The sequence below is a fragment of the Leeuwenhoekiella palythoae genome, from assembly GCF_020310025.1.
Taxonomy (GTDB): Bacteria; Bacteroidota; Bacteroidia; order Flavobacteriales; family Flavobacteriaceae; genus Leeuwenhoekiella; species Leeuwenhoekiella palythoae.
This window is the reverse complement of the sequence record NZ_CP084318.1, coordinates 1,819,270-1,843,856: the sequence shown is the minus strand read 5'-3', so window position 1 is coordinate 1,843,856 and position 24,587 is coordinate 1,819,270. Positions and strand designations below refer to the sequence as shown.

The 24,587-nt window shown below is 40.6% G+C and carries 27 protein-coding genes; 18 read left to right on the top strand and 9 right to left on the bottom strand.

From position 1 onward, the window contains the following. Positions 1 to 123: 123 nt before the first annotated feature. The gene (locus tag LDL79_RS07835) at positions 124 to 933 is read left to right on the top strand and encodes a THC0290_0291 family protein (RefSeq protein WP_225599818.1); all 810 of its coding nucleotides are present in this window, start codon (positions 124 to 126) and stop codon (positions 931 to 933) included. A 19-nt stretch (positions 934 to 952) separates the two neighbouring features. Here the strand turns inward: LDL79_RS07835 and LDL79_RS07830 are convergent, their stop codons facing one another. Further along, positions 953 to 2,095 (bottom strand): cystathionine gamma-synthase, encoded by a 1,143-nt coding sequence (locus LDL79_RS07830; protein WP_225599817.1) that lies wholly within the window; start codon positions 2,093 to 2,095, stop codon positions 953 to 955. 106 nt (positions 2,096 to 2,201) lie between these two features. Between LDL79_RS07830 and LDL79_RS07825 the strand changes: the two genes are divergently transcribed. Next, complete coding sequence (locus LDL79_RS07825; protein WP_225599816.1) at positions 2,202 to 2,963, top strand: DUF3298 and DUF4163 domain-containing protein; 762 nt, start codon at positions 2,202 to 2,204, stop codon at positions 2,961 to 2,963. On the opposite strand, the gene LDL79_RS07820 is transcribed toward LDL79_RS07825, so the two are convergent. Continuing rightward, positions 2,947 to 3,423, bottom strand: coding sequence for a DinB family protein (locus LDL79_RS07820; protein WP_225599815.1), 477 nt, complete (start codon positions 3,421 to 3,423; stop codon positions 2,947 to 2,949). The two genes, LDL79_RS07825 and LDL79_RS07820, sit on opposite strands and share 17 nt — an antisense overlap. 149 nt (positions 3,424 to 3,572) lie before the next feature. On the opposite strand from LDL79_RS07820, the gene LDL79_RS07815 reads away from it, so the two are divergent. Both LDL79_RS07815 and LDL79_RS07810 read left to right on the top strand, forming a co-directional pair. After that, positions 3,573 to 3,926 (top strand): arsenate reductase family protein, encoded by a 354-nt coding sequence (locus LDL79_RS07815; RefSeq protein WP_225599814.1) that lies wholly within the window; start codon positions 3,573 to 3,575, stop codon positions 3,924 to 3,926. Positions 3,927 to 3,934: 8 nt separating this feature from the next. Then, entirely contained in the window at positions 3,935 to 4,825 is an 891-nt protein-coding gene (locus LDL79_RS07810) for a DMT family transporter (protein WP_225599813.1), read from the top strand. Here the strand turns inward: LDL79_RS07810 and LDL79_RS07805 are convergent. After that, positions 4,822 to 5,298 (bottom strand): acyl-CoA thioesterase, encoded by a 477-nt coding sequence (locus tag LDL79_RS07805; protein WP_167598507.1) that lies wholly within the window; start codon positions 5,296 to 5,298, stop codon positions 4,822 to 4,824. The genes LDL79_RS07810 and LDL79_RS07805 overlap by 4 nt on opposite strands. Positions 5,299 to 5,533: 235 nt before the next feature. Between LDL79_RS07805 and LDL79_RS07800 the strand changes: the two genes are divergently transcribed. The 5 genes from LDL79_RS07800 to LDL79_RS07780 all read left to right on the top strand — a co-directional run bounded on the left by LDL79_RS07800 (position 5,534) and on the right by LDL79_RS07780 (position 10,480). Further along, positions 5,534 to 6,556 carry a bestrophin family protein gene (locus tag LDL79_RS07800; RefSeq protein ID WP_225599812.1) on the top strand — a complete coding sequence of 341 codons (1,023 nt, stop codon included), beginning with the start codon at positions 5,534 to 5,536 and terminating at the stop codon, positions 6,554 to 6,556. Further along, a complete protein-coding gene (locus tag LDL79_RS07795; protein WP_225599811.1) occupies positions 6,556 to 7,524 on the top strand; it encodes a YheT family hydrolase in 969 nt (322 codons plus the stop codon). Before LDL79_RS07800 ends, LDL79_RS07795 begins: the two co-directional genes overlap by 1 nt. 69 nt (positions 7,525 to 7,593) lie before the next feature. Beyond that, positions 7,594 to 8,106, top strand: a complete 513-nt coding sequence (locus tag LDL79_RS07790) for a plastocyanin/azurin family copper-binding protein (RefSeq protein ID WP_072981090.1) — start codon at positions 7,594 to 7,596, stop codon at positions 8,104 to 8,106. A gap of 266 nt (positions 8,107 to 8,372) precedes the next feature. Continuing rightward, positions 8,373 to 9,968 carry an alpha,alpha-trehalase TreF gene (gene treF, locus LDL79_RS07785; RefSeq protein ID WP_225599810.1) on the top strand — a complete coding sequence of 532 codons (1,596 nt, stop codon included), beginning with the start codon at positions 8,373 to 8,375 and terminating at the stop codon, positions 9,966 to 9,968. 44 nt (positions 9,969 to 10,012) lie between these two features. Continuing rightward, positions 10,013 to 10,480, top strand: coding sequence for an ASCH domain-containing protein (locus tag LDL79_RS07780; protein ID WP_225599809.1), 468 nt, complete (start codon positions 10,013 to 10,015; stop codon positions 10,478 to 10,480). A 1-nt stretch (position 10,481) separates the two neighbouring features. Here the strand turns inward: LDL79_RS07780 and LDL79_RS07775 are convergent, their stop codons facing one another. From LDL79_RS07775 to LDL79_RS07765, 3 genes are read right to left on the bottom strand one after another with little or no spacing between them, the layout of a single operon-like run. Next, a complete protein-coding gene (locus LDL79_RS07775; protein WP_225599808.1) occupies positions 10,482 to 11,408 on the bottom strand; it encodes a hydroxypyruvate isomerase family protein in 927 nt (308 codons plus the stop codon). Beyond that, complete coding sequence (locus LDL79_RS07770) at positions 11,408 to 12,046, bottom strand: gluconate 2-dehydrogenase subunit 3 family protein (protein ID WP_225599807.1); 639 nt, start codon at positions 12,044 to 12,046, stop codon at positions 11,408 to 11,410. The genes LDL79_RS07775 and LDL79_RS07770 overlap by 1 nt, the downstream gene beginning before the upstream one ends. Positions 12,047 to 12,048: 2 nt before the next feature. Further along, on the bottom strand, positions 12,049 to 13,734 hold the full coding sequence (locus tag LDL79_RS07765; RefSeq protein ID WP_072981084.1) for a GMC oxidoreductase: 1,686 nt from the start codon (positions 13,732 to 13,734) through the stop codon (positions 12,049 to 12,051). 191 nt (positions 13,735 to 13,925) lie between these two features. On the opposite strand from LDL79_RS07765, the gene LDL79_RS07760 reads away from it, so the two are divergent. Genes LDL79_RS07760 through LDL79_RS07735 form a run of 6 tightly spaced genes read left to right on the top strand, consistent with a single transcriptional unit; the run spans position 13,926 to position 19,976 of the window. Continuing rightward, a complete protein-coding gene (locus LDL79_RS07760) occupies positions 13,926 to 14,903 on the top strand; it encodes a sugar phosphate isomerase/epimerase family protein (protein WP_225599806.1) in 978 nt (325 codons plus the stop codon). Between the two features lie 16 nt (positions 14,904 to 14,919). Then, positions 14,920 to 16,149, top strand: coding sequence for a nucleoside permease (locus LDL79_RS07755; protein ID WP_225599805.1), 1,230 nt, complete (start codon positions 14,920 to 14,922; stop codon positions 16,147 to 16,149). Between the two features lie 2 nt (positions 16,150 to 16,151). Then, on the top strand, positions 16,152 to 17,303 hold the full coding sequence (locus tag LDL79_RS07750; RefSeq protein WP_167598501.1) for a Gfo/Idh/MocA family protein: 1,152 nt from the start codon (positions 16,152 to 16,154) through the stop codon (positions 17,301 to 17,303). 57 nt (positions 17,304 to 17,360) lie between these two features. Then, positions 17,361 to 18,413 carry a sugar phosphate isomerase/epimerase family protein gene (locus LDL79_RS07745; protein WP_225599804.1) on the top strand — a complete coding sequence of 351 codons (1,053 nt, stop codon included), beginning with the start codon at positions 17,361 to 17,363 and terminating at the stop codon, positions 18,411 to 18,413. A gap of 10 nt (positions 18,414 to 18,423) precedes the next feature. Further along, positions 18,424 to 19,170 (top strand): 3-keto-disaccharide hydrolase, encoded by a 747-nt coding sequence (locus LDL79_RS07740; RefSeq protein ID WP_225599803.1) that lies wholly within the window; start codon positions 18,424 to 18,426, stop codon positions 19,168 to 19,170. 2 nt (positions 19,171 to 19,172) lie between these two features. After that, positions 19,173 to 19,976 carry a 3-keto-disaccharide hydrolase gene (locus tag LDL79_RS07735; RefSeq protein WP_225599802.1) on the top strand — a complete coding sequence of 268 codons (804 nt, stop codon included), beginning with the start codon at positions 19,173 to 19,175 and terminating at the stop codon, positions 19,974 to 19,976. 59 nt (positions 19,977 to 20,035) lie between these two features. Here LDL79_RS07735 and LDL79_RS07730 read toward each other — a convergent pair whose 3' ends face one another. Both LDL79_RS07730 and LDL79_RS07725 read right to left on the bottom strand, forming a co-directional pair. Then, on the bottom strand, positions 20,036 to 20,452 hold the full coding sequence (locus LDL79_RS07730; protein WP_225599801.1) for a hypothetical protein: 417 nt from the start codon (positions 20,450 to 20,452) through the stop codon (positions 20,036 to 20,038). 81 nt (positions 20,453 to 20,533) lie between these two features. Next, positions 20,534 to 21,637, bottom strand: coding sequence for a zinc metalloprotease (locus LDL79_RS07725; RefSeq protein WP_225599800.1), 1,104 nt, complete (start codon positions 21,635 to 21,637; stop codon positions 20,534 to 20,536). Positions 21,638 to 21,807: 170 nt separating this feature from the next. Between LDL79_RS07725 and LDL79_RS07720 the strand changes: the two genes are divergently transcribed. Genes LDL79_RS07720 through nadD form a run of 3 tightly spaced genes read left to right on the top strand, consistent with a single transcriptional unit; the run spans position 21,808 to position 23,825 of the window. Then, entirely contained in the window at positions 21,808 to 22,668 is an 861-nt protein-coding gene (locus tag LDL79_RS07720) for a YicC/YloC family endoribonuclease (RefSeq protein WP_072981071.1), read from the top strand. Between the two features lies 1 nt (position 22,669). Beyond that, complete coding sequence (gmk, locus tag LDL79_RS07715; RefSeq protein WP_009778464.1) at positions 22,670 to 23,245, top strand: guanylate kinase; 576 nt, start codon at positions 22,670 to 22,672, stop codon at positions 23,243 to 23,245. Position 23,246: 1 nt separating this feature from the next. Next, the gene (gene nadD / locus LDL79_RS07710) at positions 23,247 to 23,825 is read left to right on the top strand and encodes a nicotinate (nicotinamide) nucleotide adenylyltransferase (protein WP_225599799.1); all 579 of its coding nucleotides are present in this window, start codon (positions 23,247 to 23,249) and stop codon (positions 23,823 to 23,825) included. A gap of 105 nt (positions 23,826 to 23,930) precedes the next feature. Here the strand turns inward: nadD and lysM are convergent, their stop codons facing one another. Further along, positions 23,931 to 24,425: a peptidoglycan-binding protein LysM gene (gene lysM, locus LDL79_RS07705; protein ID WP_072981067.1), complete on the bottom strand. Its 495-nt coding sequence runs from the start codon at positions 24,423 to 24,425 to the stop codon at positions 23,931 to 23,933. Positions 24,426 to 24,587: the final 162 nt, after the last annotated feature.

The following is a 24,587-nucleotide window of genomic DNA, read 5'->3' as shown; positions in this document are numbered from 1 at the left end:
AGATATTCTTAATATTGATATTTCGTTTTTACGACATTTATGATAAAATTAGTAGCCCGGGCATAATTCTAGGTTAAAACCTCAATTTTACTATATTTGTTGCACCATAAGTCCCCAAAACTAATGAATACCAAAATCCTATTTTCGGTATTAATCATCTGCTTATCAATCCCTTTTGCAGGTAAAGCACAACTTGCGTTTTCTAACGAAGTTGGTGTAATTACGGGACCGCTACTTTTTCAATCAGATTTTGGACTTAGAAACAATGTAGATACCAACATTAACAATCAAGGTTGGGGTATTGGTATCGTACATTATTTTAACTTTTCTTACCGCGCAGATTGTAACTGTTATACCCGTGATCGCTATTTTAACGACCATTTCAAATTACGCTCTGAAGCCGATTTGCATTATACTAAATTCACCCATGAAGGTATAGAGTCTCAGAAAGACACCGACGAAGGTCGTGATCTACGTGACCATACCGGAAGCTCCCTTGTGTTTGAACTGGGTATGCAACTAGAATATTTTCCGTTGAGTATTAGGGATTTTCAAGCCGGCGGATTCAGAATAGCCCCGTATATTAGTTTAGGTGCTCACTATGTAGGCTTTAACCCCTCCTACGAATCCTCGCAAGATGTACCCGGAGCCACACCGGAAGATATCTATTTTGATGATTTTCTCGTGGGTGACGGCGGGGAGCTTGGCGGCATCAGCGATGCTTCTGGAAACACCTGGGCATTAACCGGCAGCGTAGGAATTAGATACAAACTAACGGTTTTAAGTGACCTTAATCTTGAATTGAGATACCATAAATACTACTCCAATTGGGTAGACGGCTTAAATCCTGATCCCGAGTTTTACCCTCCCAACAAATACGATGATTCTATCGTATGGCTGAATATCGGCTATATTTATTACCTTAATTTTTAAGAACGTCTGGCTAATAGTATTAGCCTAAAGCTTGCTTTAAATCTTCTAGCAAGTCATCAATATCTTCGATCCCAACACTGAGTCGAATAAGCGAATCTTTAATTCCTGTTTTCTGGCGCTCTTCTTTAGGTATGCTTGCGTGCGTCATACTTGCGGGATGCCCGGCAAGACTTTCTACACCACCTAAACTTTCGGCAAGGGTGAAAACTTTTAACTTTTCAACTACCTCAACAGCACCATCAAGGCTATCTTTTTTTGTGGTAAATGAAACCATTCCACCAAAATCCTTCATTTGATTTTTTGCAATCTCGTGGTTGGGATGGTTTTCAAAGCCCGGCCAATATACCTGATCCACTTTAGGATGCTTCTCTAAATAATGCGCAACCGCTTTACCATTTTCACAGTGGCGTTGCATACGCACGTGTAGTGTTTTGATTCCGCGAAGCGCAAGAAAACTATCTTGAGGTCCGCAAACAGCGCCGCTTGCATTCTGAATGAAATAGAGTTTATCTGCAAGCTCTTTATCGTTGACCACTAAACCTCCCATCACAAGATCGCTATGACCGCCTAAATATTTAGTGACGCTATGCATCACGAGATCAGCCCCCAGATCAAGAGGTTGTTGCAAGTAAGGCGTAGCAAACGTGTTATCTACAGCCAATAAGATTTTATGCTTTTTAGCTACCTGAGCGACCGCTTCGATATTGATGATATTCATCATTGGGTTGGTAGGCGTTTCTACCCAGATCATTTTTGTTTTTTCTGAAATAACGGCTTCAATTGCTGACGTATCTTGCATACTCACAAAATGAAACTTCAAACCAAAATCTTCAAAGATCTTTGTAAATAAGCGATATGATCCGCCATAAAGATCGTTTGTCGAAATAATCTCATCTCCCGGTTTAAACAATTTTAAAACTGCGTCTATAGCAGCAAGACCAGAACCAAAAGCCAAACCGAATTTACCATTCTCTAAACTTGCCAGCGCATCTTCAAGGGCTTTACGCGTAGGGTTTCCGCTTCGCGAATACTCAAAGCCTTTGTGACCGCCCGGAGTAGATTGTGCATAAGTAGAGGTTTGATATATAGGCGGCATGACGCTTCCGTAAGCAGGATCTGTATTGTGTTGACCGCCGTGTATGGTTTTAGTATTGAATTTCATTTTCTTAATCTTTCATTAAATGTCTTAGTAAAGTTAGGAAGCCAAAGACCTATTCCCAAAATTGCGTGTACCTTTATTCTTTGTTTAACACGAAACCCTAATTGCTTTGAAAAAAATTGCATTGCTTCTGCTCATCTTAATTAGTATCAGCAGTTGCCAAAAGAGAACAACTCCCTTAACGTTTAAAACCGAAACCTTAAAAGCAACCACTTTAGGCCACTGCGCTGACGGTATTTGCCCAATTATAGAAATCGAAAAGATCAAGGCTTTTGGTCGTGAGCATTTTGCTGACACCATCAATAACGCGGTTGATCAAGTATTGCTGAATAACCTCGTGATCGCTCCCGAAGAAGAGCCTGATATCAAAACACTAGATCAAGCTTTAGAGCATTTTATTTCTAGCTATCGCGTATATAAAAGTGATTTTCCCGAGGCCGGTACAGAATATGAGATCAACAGCACATCTCAAGTAAGCTATAACGGTGCGCAATTGTTGAGTATAAAATTTGAAAATTACACTTATTGGGGAGGAGCGCACGGATACGGCAGTACCACATATCTTAATTTTGATAAAGATGCCGAAACCTCACTGAACAATGAGGCTTTATTTAAAGATTATACCGGCTTTTTAAAATTGGCTGAAACCCAATTTAGAAATCAAAAAAAGCTAAGTGCCGAAGAAAACATCAACAGCACCGGCTTTTATTTTGAGAATGACGTTTTTGCATTACCTAATGCCATTGGGTTTACTGAAAACGAAATGGTGTTGGTGTACAATCCGTATGAAATTGCATCCTACGCTGACGGCCAAACCATTTTAAAATTTAAGTTTAGCGAAGTGCGAGATTTTCTTAAACTAGACCTATAGCGTGACGCAACGCCAGCACTGAACCTAAATGAATACCTTCGTGGAAGTTGTTGTAAGCGATTGCTTCATCAACATTAGAAAGCGTACTATCCATCGAGGTGGTGATGGTGTTATAGGTTTTAAACTTTCCGGCTTTATAGTCTTCTTCAGTTTGCTCTAGCGTGCTAAAAAGTAAGGTTTTGATCTCATCTACTTCTGCCTGAGTAGCATCTGCCTCGGGCTTTGTTCCTTTTCGGTATTTATTGATGATTTCATCAGAAACCAAAGCTGGCACTTCTGAAAATTTATAAACCAAAATCTGTTGGGTTGCGACCAAATGTGCAATATTCCAGAAAATATTATTGTTATATCCTTCAGGTATTTTATTCAGGTCTTCTAATGCGATGGTCTCCAGATAATTCTTGAGAATAACACGTGTTTTATATGTGATTTTTAAGGTATACGCTATTGATGCTTCCATGAAAAGTTTTTAGTCTATCACCTCGAGCTACATCTCGAAGTATTTAATCTCGATTATCGAGTCAAAAATACCTTTTTATACCGAAAAGCGGTTACTTTGCAAGCGTAAACAAGACCACTAAATTTACTCAATTACTAAAAATATACGTTTTGAAAAAAATATATTACCTCTCTACTTGTGACACCTGCACACGCATTATGAATGAGATCGAATTGCCTTCTGCATTCATCAAACAGGATATAAAAACTGATCCTATTACCGAAGAGCAACTAGATGAACTTTACAACCTTAGCGAAAGTTATGAAGCTTTGTTTAACAAACGCGCCAGACTTTATCGTGAGCGTGGTCTAAATAAAGAAACCCTAGAAGAAGGGAACTACGCTGAACTTATTCTAGAGCATTACACCTTTTTAAAGCGTCCTGTGATCGTAAATAACGACCAGATCTTTATAGGAAACAGCAAAAAAACGGTTGCCGCCGCTAAAGAAGCTATTCACTCTTAAAGCCATTTATGAACCAACGCGTACTTGCACTTGCTGCAGCTACCGGAGCCAGCACTATCTACGGAATTAACCACACACTTGCTAAAGGGGTGATGCCGGTGTATATTGGGGCGTTTGGATTTATTTTACTACGCGTTTTAGGAGCCTCTGCGCTATTCTGGCTACTGAGTATCTTCAGCAAATCTGAAAAAATCGATCGTGCTGATTATTGGAGATTTTTGGGCTGTGCAGTATTTGGTATGTTTGTAAATATGCTGGCCTTTTTTAAAGGACTAAGCCTTTCTACACCCATTAACAGCTCGGTGATCATCACGTTAAGCCCGGTGATTTTACTCATTTTATCTGCGCTATTTTTAAAAGAGCGTATTGGGTTCACCAAGATCATAGGGATCCTCATTGGGATGTTTGGCGCGCTGGTATTGGTGTTGTTTGGTGCTGCAGAACAACCCAATGCACCTAATATTCCGCTAGGAAATCTGTTGTTTTTTGTAAATGGCGCGACCTACGCTGTGTATTTGATTCTGGTAAAACCCGTTAGCAACAAGTACAGCACGATCACGTTGATGAAGTGGCTGTTTCTTATTGGTGTGCTTTTAAACCTCCCTTTTACATTTACTGAGTTCACTGCTGTAGACTGGCTCAATCTACCGGCAAATGTTATTTGGGTGATGGTATTTGTAGTGGTGGGCACTACTTTTTCTACCTATCTTTTAAATCTGTACGCGCTCAAAACGCTTAAAGCTTCAACCATTGGCGCTTTTATCTATTTGCAACCGGTGATCGCAATCTTATTTGCAGTTCTTGTAGGTGCAGACCACTTGAGCTGGGTACGTGCGGGTGCCGCAGCACTTATTTTTCTAGGAGTCTATTTATCTACCCGAACAAAGAAAACCGCCTAAGCTAAATCCTTAGGTTTCTTGCCAAACTTACGTGTATCTTCTTTGGTAAGTACTCTAAAATCTTCGGTTTTACTTAAGGAGGAAAGATTAACAAACAAGGCTTCCGGCAGGCCAATAAGTTTGCGTTCTTTAAGATCGATCCAGGCGCCCATCATTTCGCAGCTGGCAAAATTTCGCCCTTTATGATCATAAAAATTATGTATGAATTCAAAATACATCCCGTCTTCAGAAAGTCCTTTTAACTGAAGCGTCACCTTTACCGGCTTTCCGGCAAAAACTTCCTTAAAATAATACATATGCTCATAAAACACCACCGGGCCAATGTTATGCTTGGCCATCTCGTGCTGCCCAAAACCATTTTCCATCAAAAAAGCCATACGCGTATGACTCATAAAATTGATGTAAGCACTATTGGCTAAATGTCTATTTGCATCTATATCACTCCAGCGTATCTCAAATTCTTTAGTATACATAGTTTTAAAAGTAAGCTACCTCAGGGCAAATCGTGAGGCATTAGTTGGAAACAAAATTTCAATTTCGAGGCATCCCGATAGTTTTCGGGATTGCATAATCAATTTGTTGGCAGCGCCAATGAATTTTGAGCAAAGATACCTAAAAGCCTTATGCGCGCATAATATTTTAAAATTCCCTTAATACGATGAGCTGTTCTCTTGTTTACATTTATCTTTAAATCTCAAATAGAACTTTATGCTGATTAAAAGGAATATAAGCTGGAAACTCATCATACGCCTAACCTGGCGCAACCTGATCTTCTTCCTCATTTATTCTCTGGTTATATTTTATGCATACCACGATTTAGGCTTTGAAGATATAGACATCCCGTTTGAACCTCTTACCGTGATTGGTATTGCGGTTTCTTTTTATTTAGGTTTTAAAAACAGTCAGAGTTACGATCGTTTTTGGGAAGGCCGAAAAATTTGGGGAATGATCGTTAACTGGAGTCGTACATGGGGAATTCGTACGCTGAGCCTTATAAAATTAGACGACGTAGAAGCCGAAAAGGAAATCAAACGCGATCTGATCTATAGGCATATCGCCTGGCTTAATGCACTACGCGTACAACTAAGACAGCCCAGATCTTGGACCTTACAAGAGGGCCGGTATGTAGAACGGCTGTTTGACCGCCATAACGAGCGTAATATTGAGAGCAATCAAGCTTATCAATTTGTAGGTCACGAGGAATACGATGAAATTAAAAAAAGGGTGAATCCAGCAACACACCTTATTAAAAATCAGGGTTTGATCGTACAACGCTTACGAAAAGATGGGGTGATAGATGGTTTTCAAGAGATGCAATTGCAAGAAGCTTTGGCCAAGTTCTATGACTTTCAAGGTATGTGTGAACGCATCAAAAACACTCCGTTCCCCAGACAATACGGGTATTTCTCAAAGGTATTTACATGGATTTTTGTGTTATTGTTGCCACTAGGTTTGCTCAATATTTTTGAAAATCACGTGACTGATACTGTGCATCCATCACAGCAAATTTCTATTATGTTTTTACAAATGATCCCGTTTACAATTCTGATTATGTGGATTTTCACCACGATGGAATATGTAGGAGATGCTAGTGAAGACCCTTTTGAAGGAAAAGCAAATGACGTCCCTATGACTGCACTTTGCCGCACCATAGAAATTGATTTGCGCGATATGCTAGATGAAGAAGACCTACCCGCAGGAATAGAACCTAAAGACGATATCTTATACTAATGCCCATAATCGCTTCGTCATACAAGCCAAGAGTTCCTTTCACCAATGGTCATTTTAATACCATTTACGCAGCAAAAATCAGAAAGATCAGAGGCTTAACTTATGAACGTGAACGCATCGCTTTGAGTGATGGTGACTTTCTGGATATCGATTTTAGTTTTGCGCCAGAGCGATCTACTCAAAAAATTGCGATCATCGTTCACGGGTTAGAAGGTCACGCAAAACGACCTTATATGCAGGGTACAGCCCGCATTCTTAATGCCAACGGTTTTGACTGCGCATCCATTAACCTACGAGGTTGCAGCGGGGAAGACAACTCTAAAATACGCTCGTACCATTCAGGCGCTTCTGAAGATCTTAGTGATGTTGTTAATTACATTCTTACTAAACAAAAATACCACCAACTTTTTCTATGTGGATTTAGCCTTGGTGGAAATCTAATTCTGAAATATTTAGGCGAAAACCGAAATCGTCCGGATTGTATTACTGCTGCGGTTGCAGTATCAACTCCGGTAGATCTGTATGATTCTTTAGGTGCCTTAGAACAACGAAAAAATTGGGTGTATCGTTGGTCTTTCTTAAAAGATCTTAGAAAGAAATATCAAGCTAAACTGAAGGTTTTTCCTAACGAATTAAGCAAAGAGAATCATCGTAAAATCAAATCCTTGATGCTTTTTGACGAACTATACACCGCTCCGGCTAATGGTTTTACAGATGCGCTTGATTATTATACTAAAAGTAGCAGTCGGCAATTTTTACCACAAATTGAAATTCCCACTTTGCTAATCAATGCTTTAGACGATTCATTTTTAAACGAAAAATGCTATCCTACTGAAGAAGCTTCTCAAAGCGAACTCCTTTTTTTAGAGACCCCCGCGTTTGGCGGTCACGTAGGATTTATTGAAAATCAAGAGCATACCTATTGTGAACATCGCACCTTGCAGTTTTTTCAAAAGTATTTAGACTAAAAAGCCCAAAAATACTGTTGCAGTGCGGGTAGAACTTGTGTATATTAGCATTTATCTAAACAATTTCTAATGAAAACTTTAAAAATCACACTTCTTTTTGCGCTTTCACTAATATTAGTAAACTGCGGAGACGATAAAAAGAAAGAAGAAAAAGAGACGGTTAAAATAGGTTCCAATTCTTCTTCAACTTCAAAAAAATCTGATGAGAATGTTACTGAAGTAGTACTTCTTGCAACAGATATGATGCAATTTGATAAAAATGAAATTCGTGTTCCTGCCGGCAAAAAGGTAAAACTAACCTTGCGCCACACCGGTAAACAAGCCGTGGAAGTTATGGGGCATAATTTTGTGCTTTTAACCCAAGGAACCGAAATTCCTGCTTTTGGCGCTAAAGCTTCAGCAGCACGAGATAATGCATATATTCCTCAAGATACAGACGCGGTAATCGTACATACTAAAATGCTTGGCGGTGGCCAGTCTGACACAATCGAGTTTGACCCACCGGCACCAGGAACGTATGACTTTATCTGTAGTTTCCCAGGGCATTATAGTGTAATGAAAGGTAAATTCATCGTAGAATAACCCGATTCTCAGTAAAGAACCTTATGGCAAGCTGCGAGGATTAAAACCCTTTAGCGATGCCAATAATTTAAGCGCCCAAAAAATTATCTGAATCGATAAGTTTTTGGGCGCTTTTAGCTTATTTAGTAAAATGCCTTAGAGCAGTAAACTACCCCAGAGCAAACCCTTGATACATTCGGTAGAAACAAATTTTCAATCTTAAGGCAAGCCTCTGACTTTTAAACTCCTTGGCAGCGCCAATAAATCTCGAAAATCGAGTAAACGTTATGGTTAAAACTTATTCTAAAATATTCGTCCTCCTAGTAATGATTTTTGTTTCTTCTTGTAAAAACGAGCAACAAGATACCGCGGTATCCACAACGCAATTTCCTGATAAAGACCTCAACCCTATCGATCGCTATGGCGAACTGCTGGTCGCTGTACAAACCAATCACGTTTTTGCAGACGGAAAAACCTTTGTGGACTGTGAACCCAAGATTCCTTCAGAGAAAATTCTTGAGAAGTATCAAGAGCAAAAAGAGCAGCCAGATTTTGATCTGGAGGCTTTTGTTTTAGAACATTTCACTTTACCGGTCACGCCAACCTCAGGTTTTGAAGCAGACACTACTCGTACTACCGAAGAGCATATCAACGCGTTGTGGTCCTATCTAAAACGTGACGCAGACAGTATTGAAAACGGCTCAAGAATCGCTTTACCTAACGCTTATATCGTTCCCGGCGGAAGGTTTCAAGAAGTATACTATTGGGATAGTTATTTTATTTTATTAGGGCTCAAAGAAGCCGGAGAAATTGATCTCATCGAAAATATTCTTGACAATTTTGCCTATCAGATCAACACCATTGGCTTTATACCCAACGGAAATCGCACCTATTATTTAGGGCGATCGCAGCCGCCGTTTTTTGCAGAAATGGTAAATCTTTTGGCAGAGATCAAAGAGGAAAAAAGCGTCTATTTAAAATACCACGACGTTCTAGAAAAGGAGTATGCATTCTGGATGAAAGGCGCACAAAGCATTAACCCTTCTGAAACCGAAGCGCGCGTTGTAAAAATGCCCGACGGTCACGTTTTGAACCGTTATTTTAGTAATACGCAAACACCGCGTGCAGAAAGTTATTTTGAAGACATTACCACTGCTAAAGAAGCTGATCGCGACGCCCAAGAAGTTTACCTCAACATAGCCGCGGCTTGTGAAAGCGGTTGGGATTTTAGCAGCAGATGGTTTGCAGATCCAAACAAGATGAGCACAATACAAACCACGCAAATTGTTCCGGTAGATTTGAATGCGCTGATGTATAACTTAGAGCAAACTTTGGCCAAAGTGCGCCGGTATGCAGGCGATGTAGAAGGCGCTGAGCAAATGGTGACAGCTGCTGCTTCCCGCAAAGACGCCATTGACAAGTGGTTATGGGATTCAGCGCAACAAACGTACACTGATTATGACCTAAAAGCCGAAGCTCTGTCGCCTATACTTTCATTGGCGATGGTCTACCCTTTATATTTTAAAGTAGCCTCTCCGCAGCAAGCAGAACACGTTGCTACAACTTTAGAAAGTCAGTTTCTTAAGCCGGGCGGTTTAGTCACCTCACTGATCAATAACAAGCAACAATGGGATAGCCCTAATGGCTGGCCTCCACATCAATGGTTAGCGATTAGAGGACTGCAAACCTACGGATTGAACGATCTTGCTAATGAAATTACCAGCCGCTGGTTACACCTCAATGACCGTGTTTATAAACGCACCGGTAAAATGCTGGAAAAATACAATGTGATCGATACCACCCTCGTCGCCGGAGGTGGAGAATACCCTACTCAAGATGGCTTCGGGTGGACTAACGGAGTCTATCTTGACTTGAAGAAATAATCTGAAAGGCTTCCGTTTCCGGAAGCCTTTTATCTTTAGAATTTATGGGAAAGATTCAATCTTCAATTAAACAGCTATGGGACGCATTTACCAATGAACATCCTGAGTATCGCGACAAGAATATTCCGCCTTCCTTTTACTTCTGCGATAATGAAAAGGATGCAAATACTTGTGCCCATTTAGTATTGAAAAGAATCAAACAAGCCACGGCTACATCGCTATGGTGGTTTGAAACTCATAAGGAATCTCTTCCTGAAATAAATGATCTAAACATTGTAACCGATTGGGACGGAAACGCAGTTGCGGTAATTAAAACCACACAGGTCGACCTGATTCCTTTTAATCAAGTAACCTCAGAATTTGCCTTGATTGAAGGGGAAGGTGATGGTTCTCTAGCCTATTGGAAAAAAGTTCACCGAGCGTTTTACACTCGGGAAATGCAAAATTCATCCGACTCATTTGATGAGGAAATGCTTATTGTATGTGAACAGTTTATAACGCTCTATCCCTGATCTAAAGGAAATCGTCGCAACTCACATAAGCATCAATCACCGCCTGCTCTCCTTTTGAACCAGGCATTGAATTGCCGTGCTCCATCCCTAAGACCCCTTTAAAACCTTTTTTATGTATGTGTTTAAAAATGTTTTTATAGTTGATCTCACCGGTTGTAGGCTCTTTTCTTCCCGGGTTGTCTCCCATCTGAAAATAGCCGATTTCCTCCCAACACGCATCAATATTAGGAATCAGGTTTCCTTCCTGAATTTGCTGATGATACACATCAAATAATATTTTACAAGCCGGGCTGTCTACTGCTTTACAAATTTGATACGCCTGCGGACTTTCTTTTAAAAATAAACCGGGATGATTAAAAAAGTTAAGCGGCTCTAAAACCATGGTTAGACCGTGTGGTTCTAACAAAGCCGAAGCTTGCTTTAGACTTTCTACCACGTGTCCGGTTTGATAATTGATATCCTGAGTCATATCAACATAACCCGGCACAACGGTCATCCATTTCGCATTTACGCGCTTAGCAACTTCTATAGACGCTTTAATATCGGCTAAGAATTCTGCTCTTAGATCTTGTTTTCCACTGGTGAGATTTGGGGCGGTCCAGTAGATCTTATGTGCTACAAAGACACCCATTTGCATAGAATGCTTTTGTAATGCAGCACCTATTTTATTTTGCATGTCAACCGGCCTGTTGCGCATTTCGTTATCTTCAAATGCGGTAAAGCCCTGATCTGCCATAAAATTAATTTGAGCTATAGGATCATCGCCTGCCAGATTCTTAAACATACCTAAATGTGGAGCATAGTTTAAGTTGAAGTGATGTTTAGGCATAGCGGCAAGTCTATGTTGCATCGCAAATAGTTCGGGCCCACCTAAAGCCAAAAAGGAACCACTTAGGGCTCCTTTTTGTATAAAACTTCTTCTTTTCATTAGAGTGACATCGTTTTTCCGCCGCCGGCTTCTTCCGTAGAAATACAGCCGAGATACGCCCCTGGAATTGGATCATACCAAAGTACGTTTTCGCCAACGGCCTCAGAGTTCTTCCAAGCCCAAATACCCAGATCGCGTACCGCATTGAGATACGCATAAGAACCTGCGTGTGCATCAAAATCAGCTTCAGGCGCTTCGGGATCCTGTGTTTCTGAAATACGCTTTAAATATCCATTACGCGTTTCTTCATCTGCCCCAAGGTACTTAGCAACTGCCTGCTCAAAATCTTCGGCATCACCATCTTCTAGTTCTTTATCAAAGTTTTCTTTAAAGCTTAATGCAAAAGCATTAGCGCCGGCTTTAAACTCTTCACGTTGTTTATCTCCAGCAACCTCATCCATATAGCTATCAATAAATTGAGCAATATTCAATTCTGAAGCTCCCGGAGTATCGGTTTTTGGTAGAATCACATCAAGTACTTGACTTAATGCATATCCATTAGCCGCATTCATAAAAACCGGCTCCCAATCGTTTTTTGGTTCGCTTTTACAACTCTGTAAAATATTAAATACCGCCGGAGCCGCTATCACATAACCAGCACCCAGACCTAAATTTTTTAATACCTGTCTCCTTTTCATAATTAAGCGAATTTTCCGTTTTTAAATTGTTCTGCTGCGTGGTTTGCTGCGCGCGCCGTAAATGCCATATAGGTTAGTGACGGGTTCACACAACTTGCAGAAGTCATAAATGAACCATCTGTTACATAAACATTAGGCACCGTGTGTACTTGGTTGTTTCCGTTAAGTACAGATGTTTTAGGATCACGTCCCATACGAGCAGTTCCCATCTCGTGAATACCTAGACCCGGAGCTCCTGGATTATCATAGGTTTGCACATCTTTAAAGCCGGCATTGGTAAGCATTTCTGCCGCCTGTTGCTTCATATCTTTACGCATTTCCCACTCGTTCTCTTTCCATTCAGCATCAAATGTGATAGTAGGTAATCCCCATTTGTCTAATTTATCATAGTCAAGGGTCATTTTATTTTCGTGATACGGAAGACATTCTCCAAAGGCATTGATTCCAATCGTCCAACCTCCAGGTTCAGAGATCGCTTTCTTAAGATCTTCACCATATTTCATTTCAGAGATCGCTTCGGTCCAATCACCACGGCTTGCACCACCTTGGTAACCATAACCACGCTTAAAGTTCTTTTGATCAGAATCACCACCTACATTTCTAAAACGAGGTATATACAATCCATTTGCGCGACGACCTTTATAATACTGGTCTTCAAAACCGTCAAATTTTGCTGAAGCACCTACATTAAAGTGGTGGTCCATAATATTGTGCCCTAATTCGCCACTGTCGTTTCCTAATCCATTAGGAAAACGGTCTGACTTAGATTGCATTAAGATGGAAGCCGAAGCAATTGCAGATGCACATAAGAAAACAACCTTTGAATTGAAGATCATTTCTTCTTTAGTTTCGGCATCAATTACTTTTACTCCTGTTGCAAGTTTTGTGTTATCATCATAGATCACTTCGCTCACAATACTAAAAGGTCTCAACGTCATATTTCCTGTACGTTCTGCAGCAGGTAAAGTAGATGAGTTAGAGCTAAAGTATGCCCCAAACGGACACCCACGCATACAACGGTTTCTGTATTGACACGCAGAGCGCCCTTCAAAAGTCTTATCTGTATAGGTAATGTGCGCCGTACGACCAATGGTTAAAAGACGATCTTTATAATTTTGCGCCATGTTCTTCTTAAGGTGCTCTTCAACACAATTAAGTTCCATTGGCGGTCCAAAATTACCATCAGGAAGTTGTGGCAATCCAAGGTTTTCACCACTCACACCTATATATTCTTCAACCTTATCATACCAAGGTGAAATATCTTTGTAACGTACCGGCCAGTCTACGGCAATACCTTCTTTTTTATTGGCTTCAAAATCAATATCGCTTAAACGATAACTCTGACGACCCCACATAATAGAACGACCTCCCACGTGATACCCACGCATCCAGTCAAAACGCTTGGTCTCGTTATAAGGGTGCTCTAGGTCGTTTACAAAGAAGTGACTATGCGCCTTGTTTGTAGTATACCCTGTTCGGGCTTGCTTAAACTGTTTAGCCTCTTCTTCTTTGGTTGGCTGTCCTTTGAATTTAAAATCCCAAGGATCCATATTCATGGTGGGATAATCTTCAATATGTTTTACCATACGACCACGTTCAAGAACAAGTGTCTTCAGACCGTTTTCGCATAATTCTTTGGCAGCCCAGCCACCACTAATTCCTGTACCTACCACAATGGCATCGTACATCTCTTCAGGTTTAATACTACTCACTTTTTATTTAGTTTTTAATAATATAATCTAGCCTATGCTATCAAATATATAAATTTTAAGTTATTTTTTAGATAAACCAAAAAAAGTATAATTTAGAGAACTTATATATTTATCGGGGGTTAAGCAGGTTTTTCAACCCACCAACAACAACCTAAATTGCTTATTCAATGAACGTTAAACTCGCATTGACAGCTCTTTTTGCAGTAGCTGTCTTCTCGTGTAAAAGCGAAAAAAAAACTGAAAAAAATTCTAATGAAAGCGTTGTAGTAGCCCAAAAACAGCCATTTTTTAAAATTTCACTGGCGCAATGGTCACTCAACGAAGCCATAAGAAATGGCGAAATGAACCCCTTGGATTTTGCCGAAAAAGCACACGAAATGGGTTTTGAAGGGATTGAGTACGTAAGTCAGCTGTATACCCCAATGATGGAAACTTACGACAACGATCAAGTTGCACTAGATTCTATTCTTCCTAAGTTAAAAGCTAAGAGCGCCGAGTTTGAGGTACAAAACGTTCTTATCATGGTTGACGGTGAAGGAAACCTTGCCGCCGAAAGTGAGTCTGAACGCGATCAAGCTGTTGAAGACCACAAAAAATGGGTGGATGCCGCAAAATACTTAGGCTGTCACGCCATTCGTGTTAACCTCATAGGCTCCCCCGACCGTGAAATTTGGAAAAACAGCGCAATAGACGGACTCAAAAAACTTGCTGAGTACGGTGCGTCACAGAACATAGAAGTTACCGTAGAAAATCACGGAGGCTATTCGTCTGATGCTGCTTTACTGATGGAAGTGATCAACGCGATCGATATGCCTAACTGTGGTACGCTGCCCGACTTTGGTAACTTTTGCCTAGAACGCGAAAACGGCGAAATGTGGGGAGCACCTTGTGTTAAAGAGTATGACAAATACAAAGGTATCGAAGAATTGATGCCAAAAGCACTTGCCGTAAGCGCCAAGACCTATGACTTTAATGAAGCCGGTGAAGAAACCTCAATGGACTTTACTAAAATTCTTCAGACGGTAAAAGATGCCGGATACACCGGTTTTATAGGTGTAGAATATGAAGGCGAAAACCACACACCCGAAGAAGGCATTATGCTCACTAAAGAGCTTTTGATCAATACCGCTCAAAATTTAAAATAATCTCAAAATACCATACATGAAACCACTTGTTCGATTTCAATTATCACTAATGATGTTCCTCGAATTCTTTATTTGGGGAGGCTGGTTTGTAACCCTGGGAACATTTTTAGGAAACAATTTAGAGGCCTCCGGCGCACAAAGCGCGATGGCATTTTCAACCCAATCTTGGGGAGCAATCATTGCACCTTTTATCATTGGGCTTATTGCCGATAAATTTTTTAATGCAGAACGCATCTTAGGTCTACTGCATCTCGTGGGTGCATTCTTAATGTATCAAATGAGTCAAACTACAGATTTTGCAGTGTTTTATCCTTACGTGTTAGGTTATATGATCGCTTATATGCCAACCTTGGCCTTAGTAAACTCGGTAGCATTTAGACAAATGAACAACCCATCAAAAGATTTTGGGTGGATTCGTGTTTTTGGAACTATAGGTTGGATTGTTGCCGGATTCATCATCAGCCTTTTAGGTTGGGATTCGCAAAGCGGAATTCAAGAAGGTTTATTGAGCAACACCTTTACAATGACTGCTATTGCTTCGGCATTTTTAGGTGTTTTCAGCTTTTTATTACCTAAAACACCACCTATTAAATCTGACGAAAATCAATCAATTCTAGAAAAAACAGGGTTGAGTTCGGTTACGATGCTAAAGAATAAAAACTTCTTAATTTTCTTTATTTCTTCAATCTTGATCTGTATTCCATTAGCGTTTTACTATCAAAACACCAATCCGTTTTTAACCGAATTGCAGATGGAAAACCCAACCCTTAAACAATCTATCGGGCAAATTTCTGAAGTATTGTTTATGCTTTTAATTCCAGTTTTTCTATTACGCTTTGGTATCAAAAAAACGTTGCTTTTTGGGATGTTGGCTTGGGTTATTCGTTATGTACTCTTTGCATTCGGAAATGCAGACGAACTTTCCTTTATGCTTCTAATCGGTATCGCCCTTCACGGAGTTTGTTATGATTTCTTCTTTGTTTCGGGACAAATTTACACCGATTCAAAAGCAGGATCGAGCAACAAGAGTGCTGCTCAGGGACTTATAACATTAGCTACCTACGGGGTAGGAATGTTAATAGGATTTTGGGTTGCAGGCCAAATCACAGATAATTATCTTGTGGGAGAAACTCACGATTGGAAGACCATTTGGTTGTATCCTGCGGCCTTTGCTGCTGCGGTATTTGTGTTCTTCCTGATCGCATTCAAAAACGAAAAAATAGAATACAAAGGCGAAAAAGTATAACGATGAAAAAATTAAAAATGGGAATGGTCGGTGGCGGCCAAGGCTCTTTTATAGGCGATGTACACAGACGTGCCAGCCGAATAGATGGAATGGTAGATTTGGTTTGTGGTGCTTTTAGCAGCAACGCAGAGCGCAGTCTAAAATCTGCCGAAGCTTTAGGCGTTGCTCCTGAGCGCGCATATAAAAGTTTTGAAGAAATGATCGAAAAGGAAGCTCAACTTCCTGAAGACGAGCGTATGGATTTTGTTTCGATCGTAACGCCAAATCATATGCATTTTCCACCGGCAAAAATGGCTTTAGAGCACGGCTTTCACGTGATTTGTGATAAACCTGTAACACTTAGTCTTGAGGAAGCGTTTGACCTACAAAAAGTAGTTAAGCAAAGTGGAAAAGTGTTTGCGCTTACCCATAATTACACCGGTTACCCAATGGTAAAGCAAGCGCGTTTAATGATCCAGAACGGAGAGCTTGGCGATATTAGAAAGGTTGTTGTACAATACCTACAAGGTTGGATGTCAACCGCTGTTGAAGAAACCGAGCATAAAGGGGCTTCTTGGCGTGTAGATCCTAGCAAATCTGGTATAGGCGGTGCGCTTGGCGACATTGGTACCCACGCAGAAAACTTAACCGAATACATCACCGGAAAAAAAATCGTAGAGCTTGCGGCAGATCTTACCAGCTTTGGTGCCGGTCGCGTGCTGGATGATGATGGTAATATTCTTTTGCGTCTAGAGGACAATGCTAAAGGAACCTTGAGCATTTCGCAAATCGCAACAGGAGAAGAAAACAACTTAGCCATTCGCGTTTATGGAACCAAAGGAAGCATCGCTTGGGGACAAGAAAACCCAAACGAGCTTACCGCATACTGGCTCGATAAACCAAAACAGATTTACACTCCTGGCGGAAATGGCACATATGAAGCTTCCACAGAGTACACCCGTGTTCCTCCGGGGCACCCTGAAGGCTACTTAGAAGGTTTTGCTACCATTTACCGAAGCTTTGCAAAAGAAGTGCTATCGGTTAAAGATGGGGCAGCATTTAGCGAGCGACCCGATTTCCCGACAATTGATGACGGGTTAAGAGGAATGCAATTTATCTATGCCGCTGTGGCGTCAAATGACAACAATTCGGCTTGGGTAAGTCTAAAAGAATAATCTTAAAAAAGCGTCTCTTAGGAGGCGCTTGATTTTTTATAAAATAAATTAACTACTATGAAAACCATTAAAGGCCCCGCTGTCTTTCTTGCACAATTTATGGATGATAAAGAACCTTTCAATTCGCTTGATGGGTTATGTAAATGGGCAAGTGATCTAGGCTACAAGGGCATTCAAATACCCACTTGGGAAGGTCGCTTGATCGATCTGAAAAAAGCCGCAGAAAGCAAGACCTATTGCGATGAATTAAAAGGAAAAGTGCAAAGCTACGGCCTCGAGATCACCGAACTGTGTACGCATCTGCAAGGGCAACTGGTTGCCGTGCATCCTGCTTATGATGAGATGTTTGACAACTTCGCACCAGACGATTACAAAAACAATCCTAAAAAGCGTCAGGCTTGGGCGGTTGATCAGTTGATGAGTGCTGCAAAAGCCAGCAGAAATTTAGGGATTGACGTGCACGGTACGTTTAGCGGTTCTTTATTATGGCATACCTTTCACCCGTGGCCACAACGCCCGCCGGGATTGGTAGAAATGGGCTTTAAAGAATTGGCAAATAGATGGACTCCTATTTTAAATGCTTTTGACGAGCAAGGAGTTGATGTATGTTATGAAGTGCATCCGGGAGAAGATATTCATGACGGGGTAACTTTTGAACGTTTTCTAGAAGCTACCGGAAATCACAAACGTGCTAATATTCTGTACGACCCCAGTCATTTTGTGCTTCAGCAATTAGACTACATCGAGTATATAGATAACTACCACGAGTTTATAAAAATGTTCCACGTTAAGGATTCAGAATTTAATCCTACCGGCAAAAAAGGTGCTTTTGGAGGCTATGGTGATTGGCGAGATCGCGCAGGCCGCTATCGTTCCCTTGGTGATGGGCAAATAGATTTTAAAACCATTTTTACTAAACTCACCGAATATAGCTGTGATGTTTGGGCGGTGATGGAATGGGAATGTTGCATCAAATCTCCGGAGCAAGGAGCTCGCGAAGGCGCGCCTTTTATCGCCAGTCACATCATTGAAGCTACAGAAAAAGCATTTGATGATTTTGCAGGAGCAAAAACCGACGAAGCCAAATTAAAACGAATTTTAGGACTTTAAACCACAAACAATGAAACAATTAATACTGTCGGTAGCCCTTGCTATGGCCCTTTTTACCTCGTGTAAAGAAAAAGCAGAAGAGGCAAAAACCGAAGAAGTAGCAGTAGCTACCACCGAAGCAACCCAGCCTGAAGATGGCGAATGGGAAGTGCTTTTTGACGGAAATAATCTTGACAAATGGCATGCCTACAACGGCGAAGCTCCCACACAATGGGAAATTGTTGATGATGCCCTTGTATTTACTCCTGCAGAAAATAGTGATGGGTCTGAAAATCTTGTTACTAATGAAGAATACACCAGCTTTGTTTTAAAAATGGATTGGATGATCTCTGAAGGCGGCAACAGCGGAATTATGTGGGCTGTAGAAGAAGACCCAAAATACCACGAGCCATACGCTACGGGACCTGAAATTCAGATTCTGGATGACGAGCGTCACCCGGACACTAAAGCTGGACCTAGCCATAGATCAGGCGCTTTATATGATATGATAGGTGCTCCAGAAGGTGTTGTGAATCCTGCCGGAGAATGGAACAGCTACGAGATCACTATTGATTACAATACCAATCAAGGCATTATTGTACTGAATGGAGAAGAAGTCGTGACCTTTCCTGTAAAAGGAGAAGGATGGGAGGATTTAGTGTCAAATTCAAAGTTTGCCAGCTGGGAAGCTTTCGCTAAAACAGACACCGGTCTTATCGCATTACAGGATCACGGACATCAAGTTTCCTTTAAAAACATAAAAATTAAAAAACTCTAATTATGAATAAAAAATTTATAGTTCCGTTTGTAGCAGCTGGTTTGCTTTTTTCTTGCGATACTTCAGAAAAGAAAAACGAAGAAACCACTGCACCGGTTGAAGATACTACTGCCGTAGAAAAAGAAGCTCCTATCACAGATCCTGAAGCTACCGAAGTTTGGGAACCGGAACCTGAGGTGGTTTCTTTTGATGAAAATAACGTACCCTCTGATGCTGTGGTTCTTTTTAATGGAGAAAATCTGGATGCTTGGGAAAGCACAAAAGATTCTGTGGTTAATGCGCCTTGGCAGATCAATAAAGACGGTTCTATGACCGTTGTAGGCGGCACAGGAGATATTCAGACCAAAGAAAGCTTCGGCGATATGCAATTGCACGTTGAGTGGCAAGCGCCTCAAGTTGTAGAGGGTGAAGGTCAAGGCCGCGGGAACAGCGGTATTTTCTTGCAAGGTTTATACGAAGTTCAGGTATTGAATAGCTTTGAAAACCGAACCTATTCAAATGGACAAGCAACTGCGATTTACAAGCAAAGCATTCCGCTGGCTAATGCAACAAAGCCTACTGAGGAATGGCAAGCTTATGATATCATTTATCATCAGCCGGAATTTGACGCCGATGGAAACAAGACCAAAGCGGCTACAGTAACGGTTTTGCACAACGGAGTGCTAGTACAAGATAATACCGAAATTCAAGGTACTACCGAATACATAGGAAAACCGAAAAATCCGGCGCACGGTGAAGGCCCCATCAAACTTCAAGATCACGGTAATCCTGTAAGTTTTAGAAATATCTGGGTACGCAAGCTGTAATTCTAAATAGCATTAGATTTAATAAAAAACCCGTAAGCGTTACTTACGGGTTTTTTATATTATTCAGATTCAGCCAGCAATAAGAGTCTGCCTATTAAGGGTGCTAATTGCGCCGGAGGGCTACCACGATCAAACTTGGCACTTCTGCTATAGCTGTCACTCATTATTACGAAACTAACCGGCACTGCGGCATCATAAGCAGAAGCATCAGAAGGATTTTCTATATTGCCACTGGTGGCAGCAACATAAGCTTGAGCCAGTCTATTGAGTTCATTAACCTGAACCGATGTTAAGGTTTTAGTGATTTTATCACTTCCATCTCGCGTATTTTCAACCATAAGTTCATCTCCTTCAACATGAATATGATAATAAATTCCACGAGAAGAAGCTTCATAATCTATACTTGTATATGCCAATTGTTCTTCACAACCTTTGGCTGCAAAAACCAGCATAAGCATTCCTAACAGATAATTCATAAGTTCTTTTTTAGTTACTTAAAATACAAAAAAGGCGCCCTTGAGGGAGCGCCTTTATCATTCCTTTAGCTTTTGAGCGATTTAGTTTAAGAAACTTGATCTTGGTCCACCAGATGCAAAAAGTGCACGCATACGACTCTTCTGTCCTTCAGAAAACATATACATACACGCATCATTTACATAATCCATATAATTCATTGTCATATCCGTACTTCTACAATTTACTGTTGGATATGATGGGCAACCATAGTTTGGCCCGTCTGAAGATGGAGTATCTGCAACAAAATCATCTTGCTTACAACGACCATCACCCCAGATGTGGCGTAAATTTAAGTAGTGACCAACTTCGTGGGTTGTAGTTCTTCCTTCGTCAAAAGGAGCTGCCAAATATCCTGTACTTCCAAAATATTGCGGCCCAACAACTACGCCATCTGTAGCTGAAGAACCTCCCGGGAATTGTGCATATCCTAAGATCCCACCGCCAATATTACAAACCCAAATATTCAAGTGTGTGCTAGGGCTTACGACATCAGAACCTCCATTTGAAGAGAACTTCATTTCGTCATTAGTTCCCCAAGAGGTACGTGAAGAAGCAACACGAATGGTTTGACTCAGAGTAAAATTAATATCAGAGTCTGCAACTACTCCTGCAAATTCTGCGGGCACTTGACTCAAATCACTGTTTGTGGCATTAAAATCATCATTAAGCACTGCAATTTGAGAAGCGATTTGTGCATCACTAATATTCTCTTGTGAATTGCTATAGATGACGTGAACTACTACCGGAATATTGATGCTCCCTAAACCGTCATCAACAGGATCTGTACCACCTCCGGTATCTCCACCGCCTCCGTTGCCATTACCATTACCGTTACCGGCACCATCAGGCTTCTTTGAGTTTATGAATTTTCTTACATTCTTTTCTATAGAATACATCTTGTCATACAGCTTATCATCTTCAGATAATTGTCTATTTAAGTTGGCCATAGAATAACAAACTTTAGCATTTTTACCGGCACTGGCCTTACCATTGGTCAAATCTTCAGTATAGAGATAAAAATCACTCATATCTACAGCAACTTCCTGATCCTCCATAGCTTGAGAATCATTTAATTCTTCAGAATTTTCAGCACAGGAGACAAATGCTAATAGTGCAAAACCTAAAATTAGAGATAATTTCTTCATAAATAATGTGTGTTTTAGATTATTATCCTTGTAATATATTATTAATTAACAGAAATTAATAATTTTTTAAAACTATTTTCATTTATCGGTGATATGTGCTTTTCAGCTTTAAAATGACAATGCCTTATACACGCTATGATTTGCTATCTTTGCCGTTTTAAATTAAGTGCATGATTAAATCTATGACTGGCTTTGGGAAATCGGTGACCCAATTGCCCACAAAAAAAATAACGATCGAGATTAAATCTCTTAACAGTAAAAATCAAGATCTAAACGCGAGGATTCCTTCTTTTTACAGAGAGAAAGAACTGGAGCTACGCAACTTGGTTGCTCAGAGACTCGAGCGTGGTAAAATAGACTTTAGTCTTTATGTTGAGCTTAATGGCGAAGAAACCAGCAGCTCGATCAATGCAGATGTGGTTAAACAATATATGAAACAACTGCGTGAGGTTACTCCAGATGCAGCTGATATCGAATTGCTAAAAATCGCTACCCGCCTTCCTGACGCACTTAAAACCGAACGCGATGAGATTGATGATGAGGAATATAAATCTATTCTTGCCGGTGTAGAAGAAGCGCTCAATGCTATCGACACCTATCGGGTAGACGAGGGCAAAGCGCTAAAAAAAGACTTTGAATTACGCATAAAAAACATCGCGACTAATCTTGATGAAGTGATCACTCTAGATCCTGAGCGTATGACCGGTGTACGCCAGCGTCTAACCAAAGCGGTGAGCGATCTAAAGACAGAAGTTGATGAGAATCGTTTTGAACAAGAACTCACCTACTACCTAGAGAAATACGACATCACCGAAGAAAAAGTACGTCTTAGCAATCACCTAAAATACTTTCAAAAATCTCTGGATTCTGCTGATTCTAATGGTAAAAAACTGGCGTTTATCAGTCAGGAAATGGGACGTGAGATCAACACTATAGGTTCAAAATCTAATTATGCACCTATGCAACAGGTTGTTGTGCGTATGAAAGACGAACTGGAGAAGATCAAAGAACAACTTTTAAACGTACTTTAAAATGGCTGATACGGGTAAACTCATCGTTTTTTCTGCACCTAGCGGAAGTGGCAAAACTACTATCGTAAGATGGCTTCTGGAGAAAAAAGAACTTAATCTAGAGTTTAGTATTTCGGCGGCTTCGCGCGAGCCCAGACCTACTGAAAAAGACGGCGTTGACTATTATTTTCTTTCGCTTAAAGAATTCAAACGCCGCATCAAGGAAGATGAGTTTTTAGAATGGGAAGAAGTCTATCGTGACAATTTCTACGGAACACTAAAAAGCGAAGTAGAGCGCATATGGAAAGAAGGTAAGCACGTTATTTTTGACATTGATGTTGTGGGCGGTCTAGATATCAAAAAGCTGTATCCTGAGCGCACCTTGGCTGTTTTTGTAAAACCACCAAGTATCGAAGAATTAAAGATCAGATTAAAAAAGCGCAAAACCGAAAGTGAAGACCGTATCAATATGCGTGTTGCCAAGGCCAGTATTGAGCTCGCAACCGCTCCGCAATTTGATTACATCATAGAAAATAATGATCTGGATACTGCGCTTGCTGAAGCTTACGAACTTGTAACCAAGCACATCAACGCGTAATATGAAAATCGGGCTTTATTTTGGCACATTCAATCCGGTGCATGTAGGGCACTTGATTATCGCAAATCACTTTGCAGAATATAGCGATCTTGACAAGATCTGGATGGTCATTACGCCGCACAACCCGTTTAAGAAAAAAAAGACGTTGCTTGATAATAATCATCGGTATCAATTGGTTCTTGAAGCTGTTGAAGAATACCCAAAGATTGAAGCGAGTACCATTGAATTTAATCTACCCCAACCTAATTATACTTCAAACACACTTGCACATCTGCAAGAAAAATACCCACAGCACGAGTTTTGTCTGATTATGGGAGAAGATAATTTGCGCACCTTGCACAAGTGGAAAAACTACGAGGTTATTTTAGAACGTCACGAGATCTATGTATATCCTCGTATAGGAGGACAAGAGACTAAACCTGATTTGCTTGCTCACCCTAACGTGCACGTGGTTGATGCCCCTGTGGTAGAGATATCTTCAACTGCCATCCGCAAAGCGATCAAAGCCGGTAAAAACTGCCGCCCGCTACTACCGCATTCGGTATGGGTTTATATTGATCAAATGAATTTTTATAGATAACCACATCAAAAAAGCTACTTCGTGGGTTTTATATCCTGCGATGACATCCATAAAAAAAAGCTTCAGTAGTACTGAAGCTTTTAGTTTTTTGAGATCGTATAATACTTAATCCAAATTTGGAATTCTTAGCATTTGCCCCGGATAGATCTTGTCTGGATCTTTTAGCATTGGTTTGTTTGCTTCAAAAATCACGGGGTATTTCATAGCGTTTCCGTAGAACTTTTTAGCGATTTTACTCAGTGTATCACCTGACACTACAGTATGAAACTGCGCCTCAGGCTCCTTATGCTCTACACTCATTTGATCATCAACTTGCGCGATTCCGTCTACATTACCTACAACAAGTACTACCTTTTCTTTAGTTGCCTGATCTTTTGCTTTACCGGTTACCGTTGCGGTTTCTCCGTCAATCTTAATATCTAGGCCTTCAACTTCAAGACCTAAATCTGCAACAGTTTCTTTAAGCGAAGCTTCGGCCTTTTTGGTTGCAGCAGCAGCGGCTGCAGCAGCCTCAGCTTTCTTTTCGGCAGCTTCTTCGGCAGTGCTTTTACCAATACCTATTTTGGCTCCGGCATTTTTAATAAATGAAAATAATCCCATGTTTTTATTCTTAAGTTAGTCTTAGTTTTAAAGATTCAATTTACAAAATACCTATTTAACCCTTTGTGTATTGGACTTTAAAACTATGTGAATGTTTTTGCAGTAAACTACCATTAAGCAACGCCAAAAAAATCGCCCCGCGAATAACTCAACGGGGCGATC

Bases quoted from the DNA above. Each gene is read 5' to 3' on its own strand.
- LDL79_RS07835 (WP_225599818.1), top strand. From the start codon at position 124: ATGAATACCAAAATCCTATTTTCGGTATTAATCATCTGCTTATCAATC.
- LDL79_RS07830 (WP_225599817.1), bottom strand. From the start codon at position 2,095: ATGAAATTCAATACTAAAACCATACACGGCGGTCAACACAATACAGAT.
- LDL79_RS07820 (WP_225599815.1), bottom strand. From the start codon at position 3,423: ATGGAAGCATCAATAGCGTATACCTTAAAAATCACATATAAAACACGT.
- LDL79_RS07810 (WP_225599813.1), top strand. From the start codon at position 3,935: ATGAACCAACGCGTACTTGCACTTGCTGCAGCTACCGGAGCCAGCACT.
- LDL79_RS07805 (WP_167598507.1), bottom strand. From the start codon at position 5,298: ATGTATACTAAAGAATTTGAGATACGCTGGAGTGATATAGATGCAAAT.
- LDL79_RS07800 (WP_225599812.1), top strand. From the start codon at position 5,534: ATGCTGATTAAAAGGAATATAAGCTGGAAACTCATCATACGCCTAACC.
- LDL79_RS07795 (WP_225599811.1), top strand. From the start codon at position 6,556: ATGCCCATAATCGCTTCGTCATACAAGCCAAGAGTTCCTTTCACCAAT.
- LDL79_RS07790 (WP_072981090.1), top strand. From the start codon at position 7,594: ATGAAAACTTTAAAAATCACACTTCTTTTTGCGCTTTCACTAATATTA.
- treF (WP_225599810.1), top strand. From the start codon at position 8,373: ATGGTTAAAACTTATTCTAAAATATTCGTCCTCCTAGTAATGATTTTT.
- LDL79_RS07780 (WP_225599809.1), top strand. From the start codon at position 10,013: ATGGGAAAGATTCAATCTTCAATTAAACAGCTATGGGACGCATTTACC.
- LDL79_RS07775 (WP_225599808.1), bottom strand. From the start codon at position 11,408: ATGAAAAGAAGAAGTTTTATACAAAAAGGAGCCCTAAGTGGTTCCTTT.
- LDL79_RS07770 (WP_225599807.1), bottom strand. From the start codon at position 12,046: ATGAAAAGGAGACAGGTATTAAAAAATTTAGGTCTGGGTGCTGGTTAT.
- LDL79_RS07765 (WP_072981084.1), bottom strand. From the start codon at position 13,734: ATGTACGATGCCATTGTGGTAGGTACAGGAATTAGTGGTGGCTGGGCT.
- LDL79_RS07760 (WP_225599806.1), top strand. From the start codon at position 13,926: ATGAACGTTAAACTCGCATTGACAGCTCTTTTTGCAGTAGCTGTCTTC.
- LDL79_RS07755 (WP_225599805.1), top strand. From the start codon at position 14,920: ATGAAACCACTTGTTCGATTTCAATTATCACTAATGATGTTCCTCGAA.
- LDL79_RS07750 (WP_167598501.1), top strand. From the start codon at position 16,152: ATGAAAAAATTAAAAATGGGAATGGTCGGTGGCGGCCAAGGCTCTTTT.
- LDL79_RS07745 (WP_225599804.1), top strand. From the start codon at position 17,361: ATGAAAACCATTAAAGGCCCCGCTGTCTTTCTTGCACAATTTATGGAT.
- LDL79_RS07740 (WP_225599803.1), top strand. From the start codon at position 18,424: ATGAAACAATTAATACTGTCGGTAGCCCTTGCTATGGCCCTTTTTACC.
- LDL79_RS07735 (WP_225599802.1), top strand. From the start codon at position 19,173: ATGAATAAAAAATTTATAGTTCCGTTTGTAGCAGCTGGTTTGCTTTTT.
- LDL79_RS07730 (WP_225599801.1), bottom strand. From the start codon at position 20,452: ATGAATTATCTGTTAGGAATGCTTATGCTGGTTTTTGCAGCCAAAGGT.
- LDL79_RS07725 (WP_225599800.1), bottom strand. From the start codon at position 21,637: ATGAAGAAATTATCTCTAATTTTAGGTTTTGCACTATTAGCATTTGTC.
- LDL79_RS07720 (WP_072981071.1), top strand. From the start codon at position 21,808: ATGATTAAATCTATGACTGGCTTTGGGAAATCGGTGACCCAATTGCCC.
- gmk (WP_009778464.1), top strand. From the start codon at position 22,670: ATGGCTGATACGGGTAAACTCATCGTTTTTTCTGCACCTAGCGGAAGT.
- nadD (WP_225599799.1), top strand. From the start codon at position 23,247: ATGAAAATCGGGCTTTATTTTGGCACATTCAATCCGGTGCATGTAGGG.
- lysM (WP_072981067.1), bottom strand. From the start codon at position 24,425: ATGGGATTATTTTCATTTATTAAAAATGCCGGAGCCAAAATAGGTATT.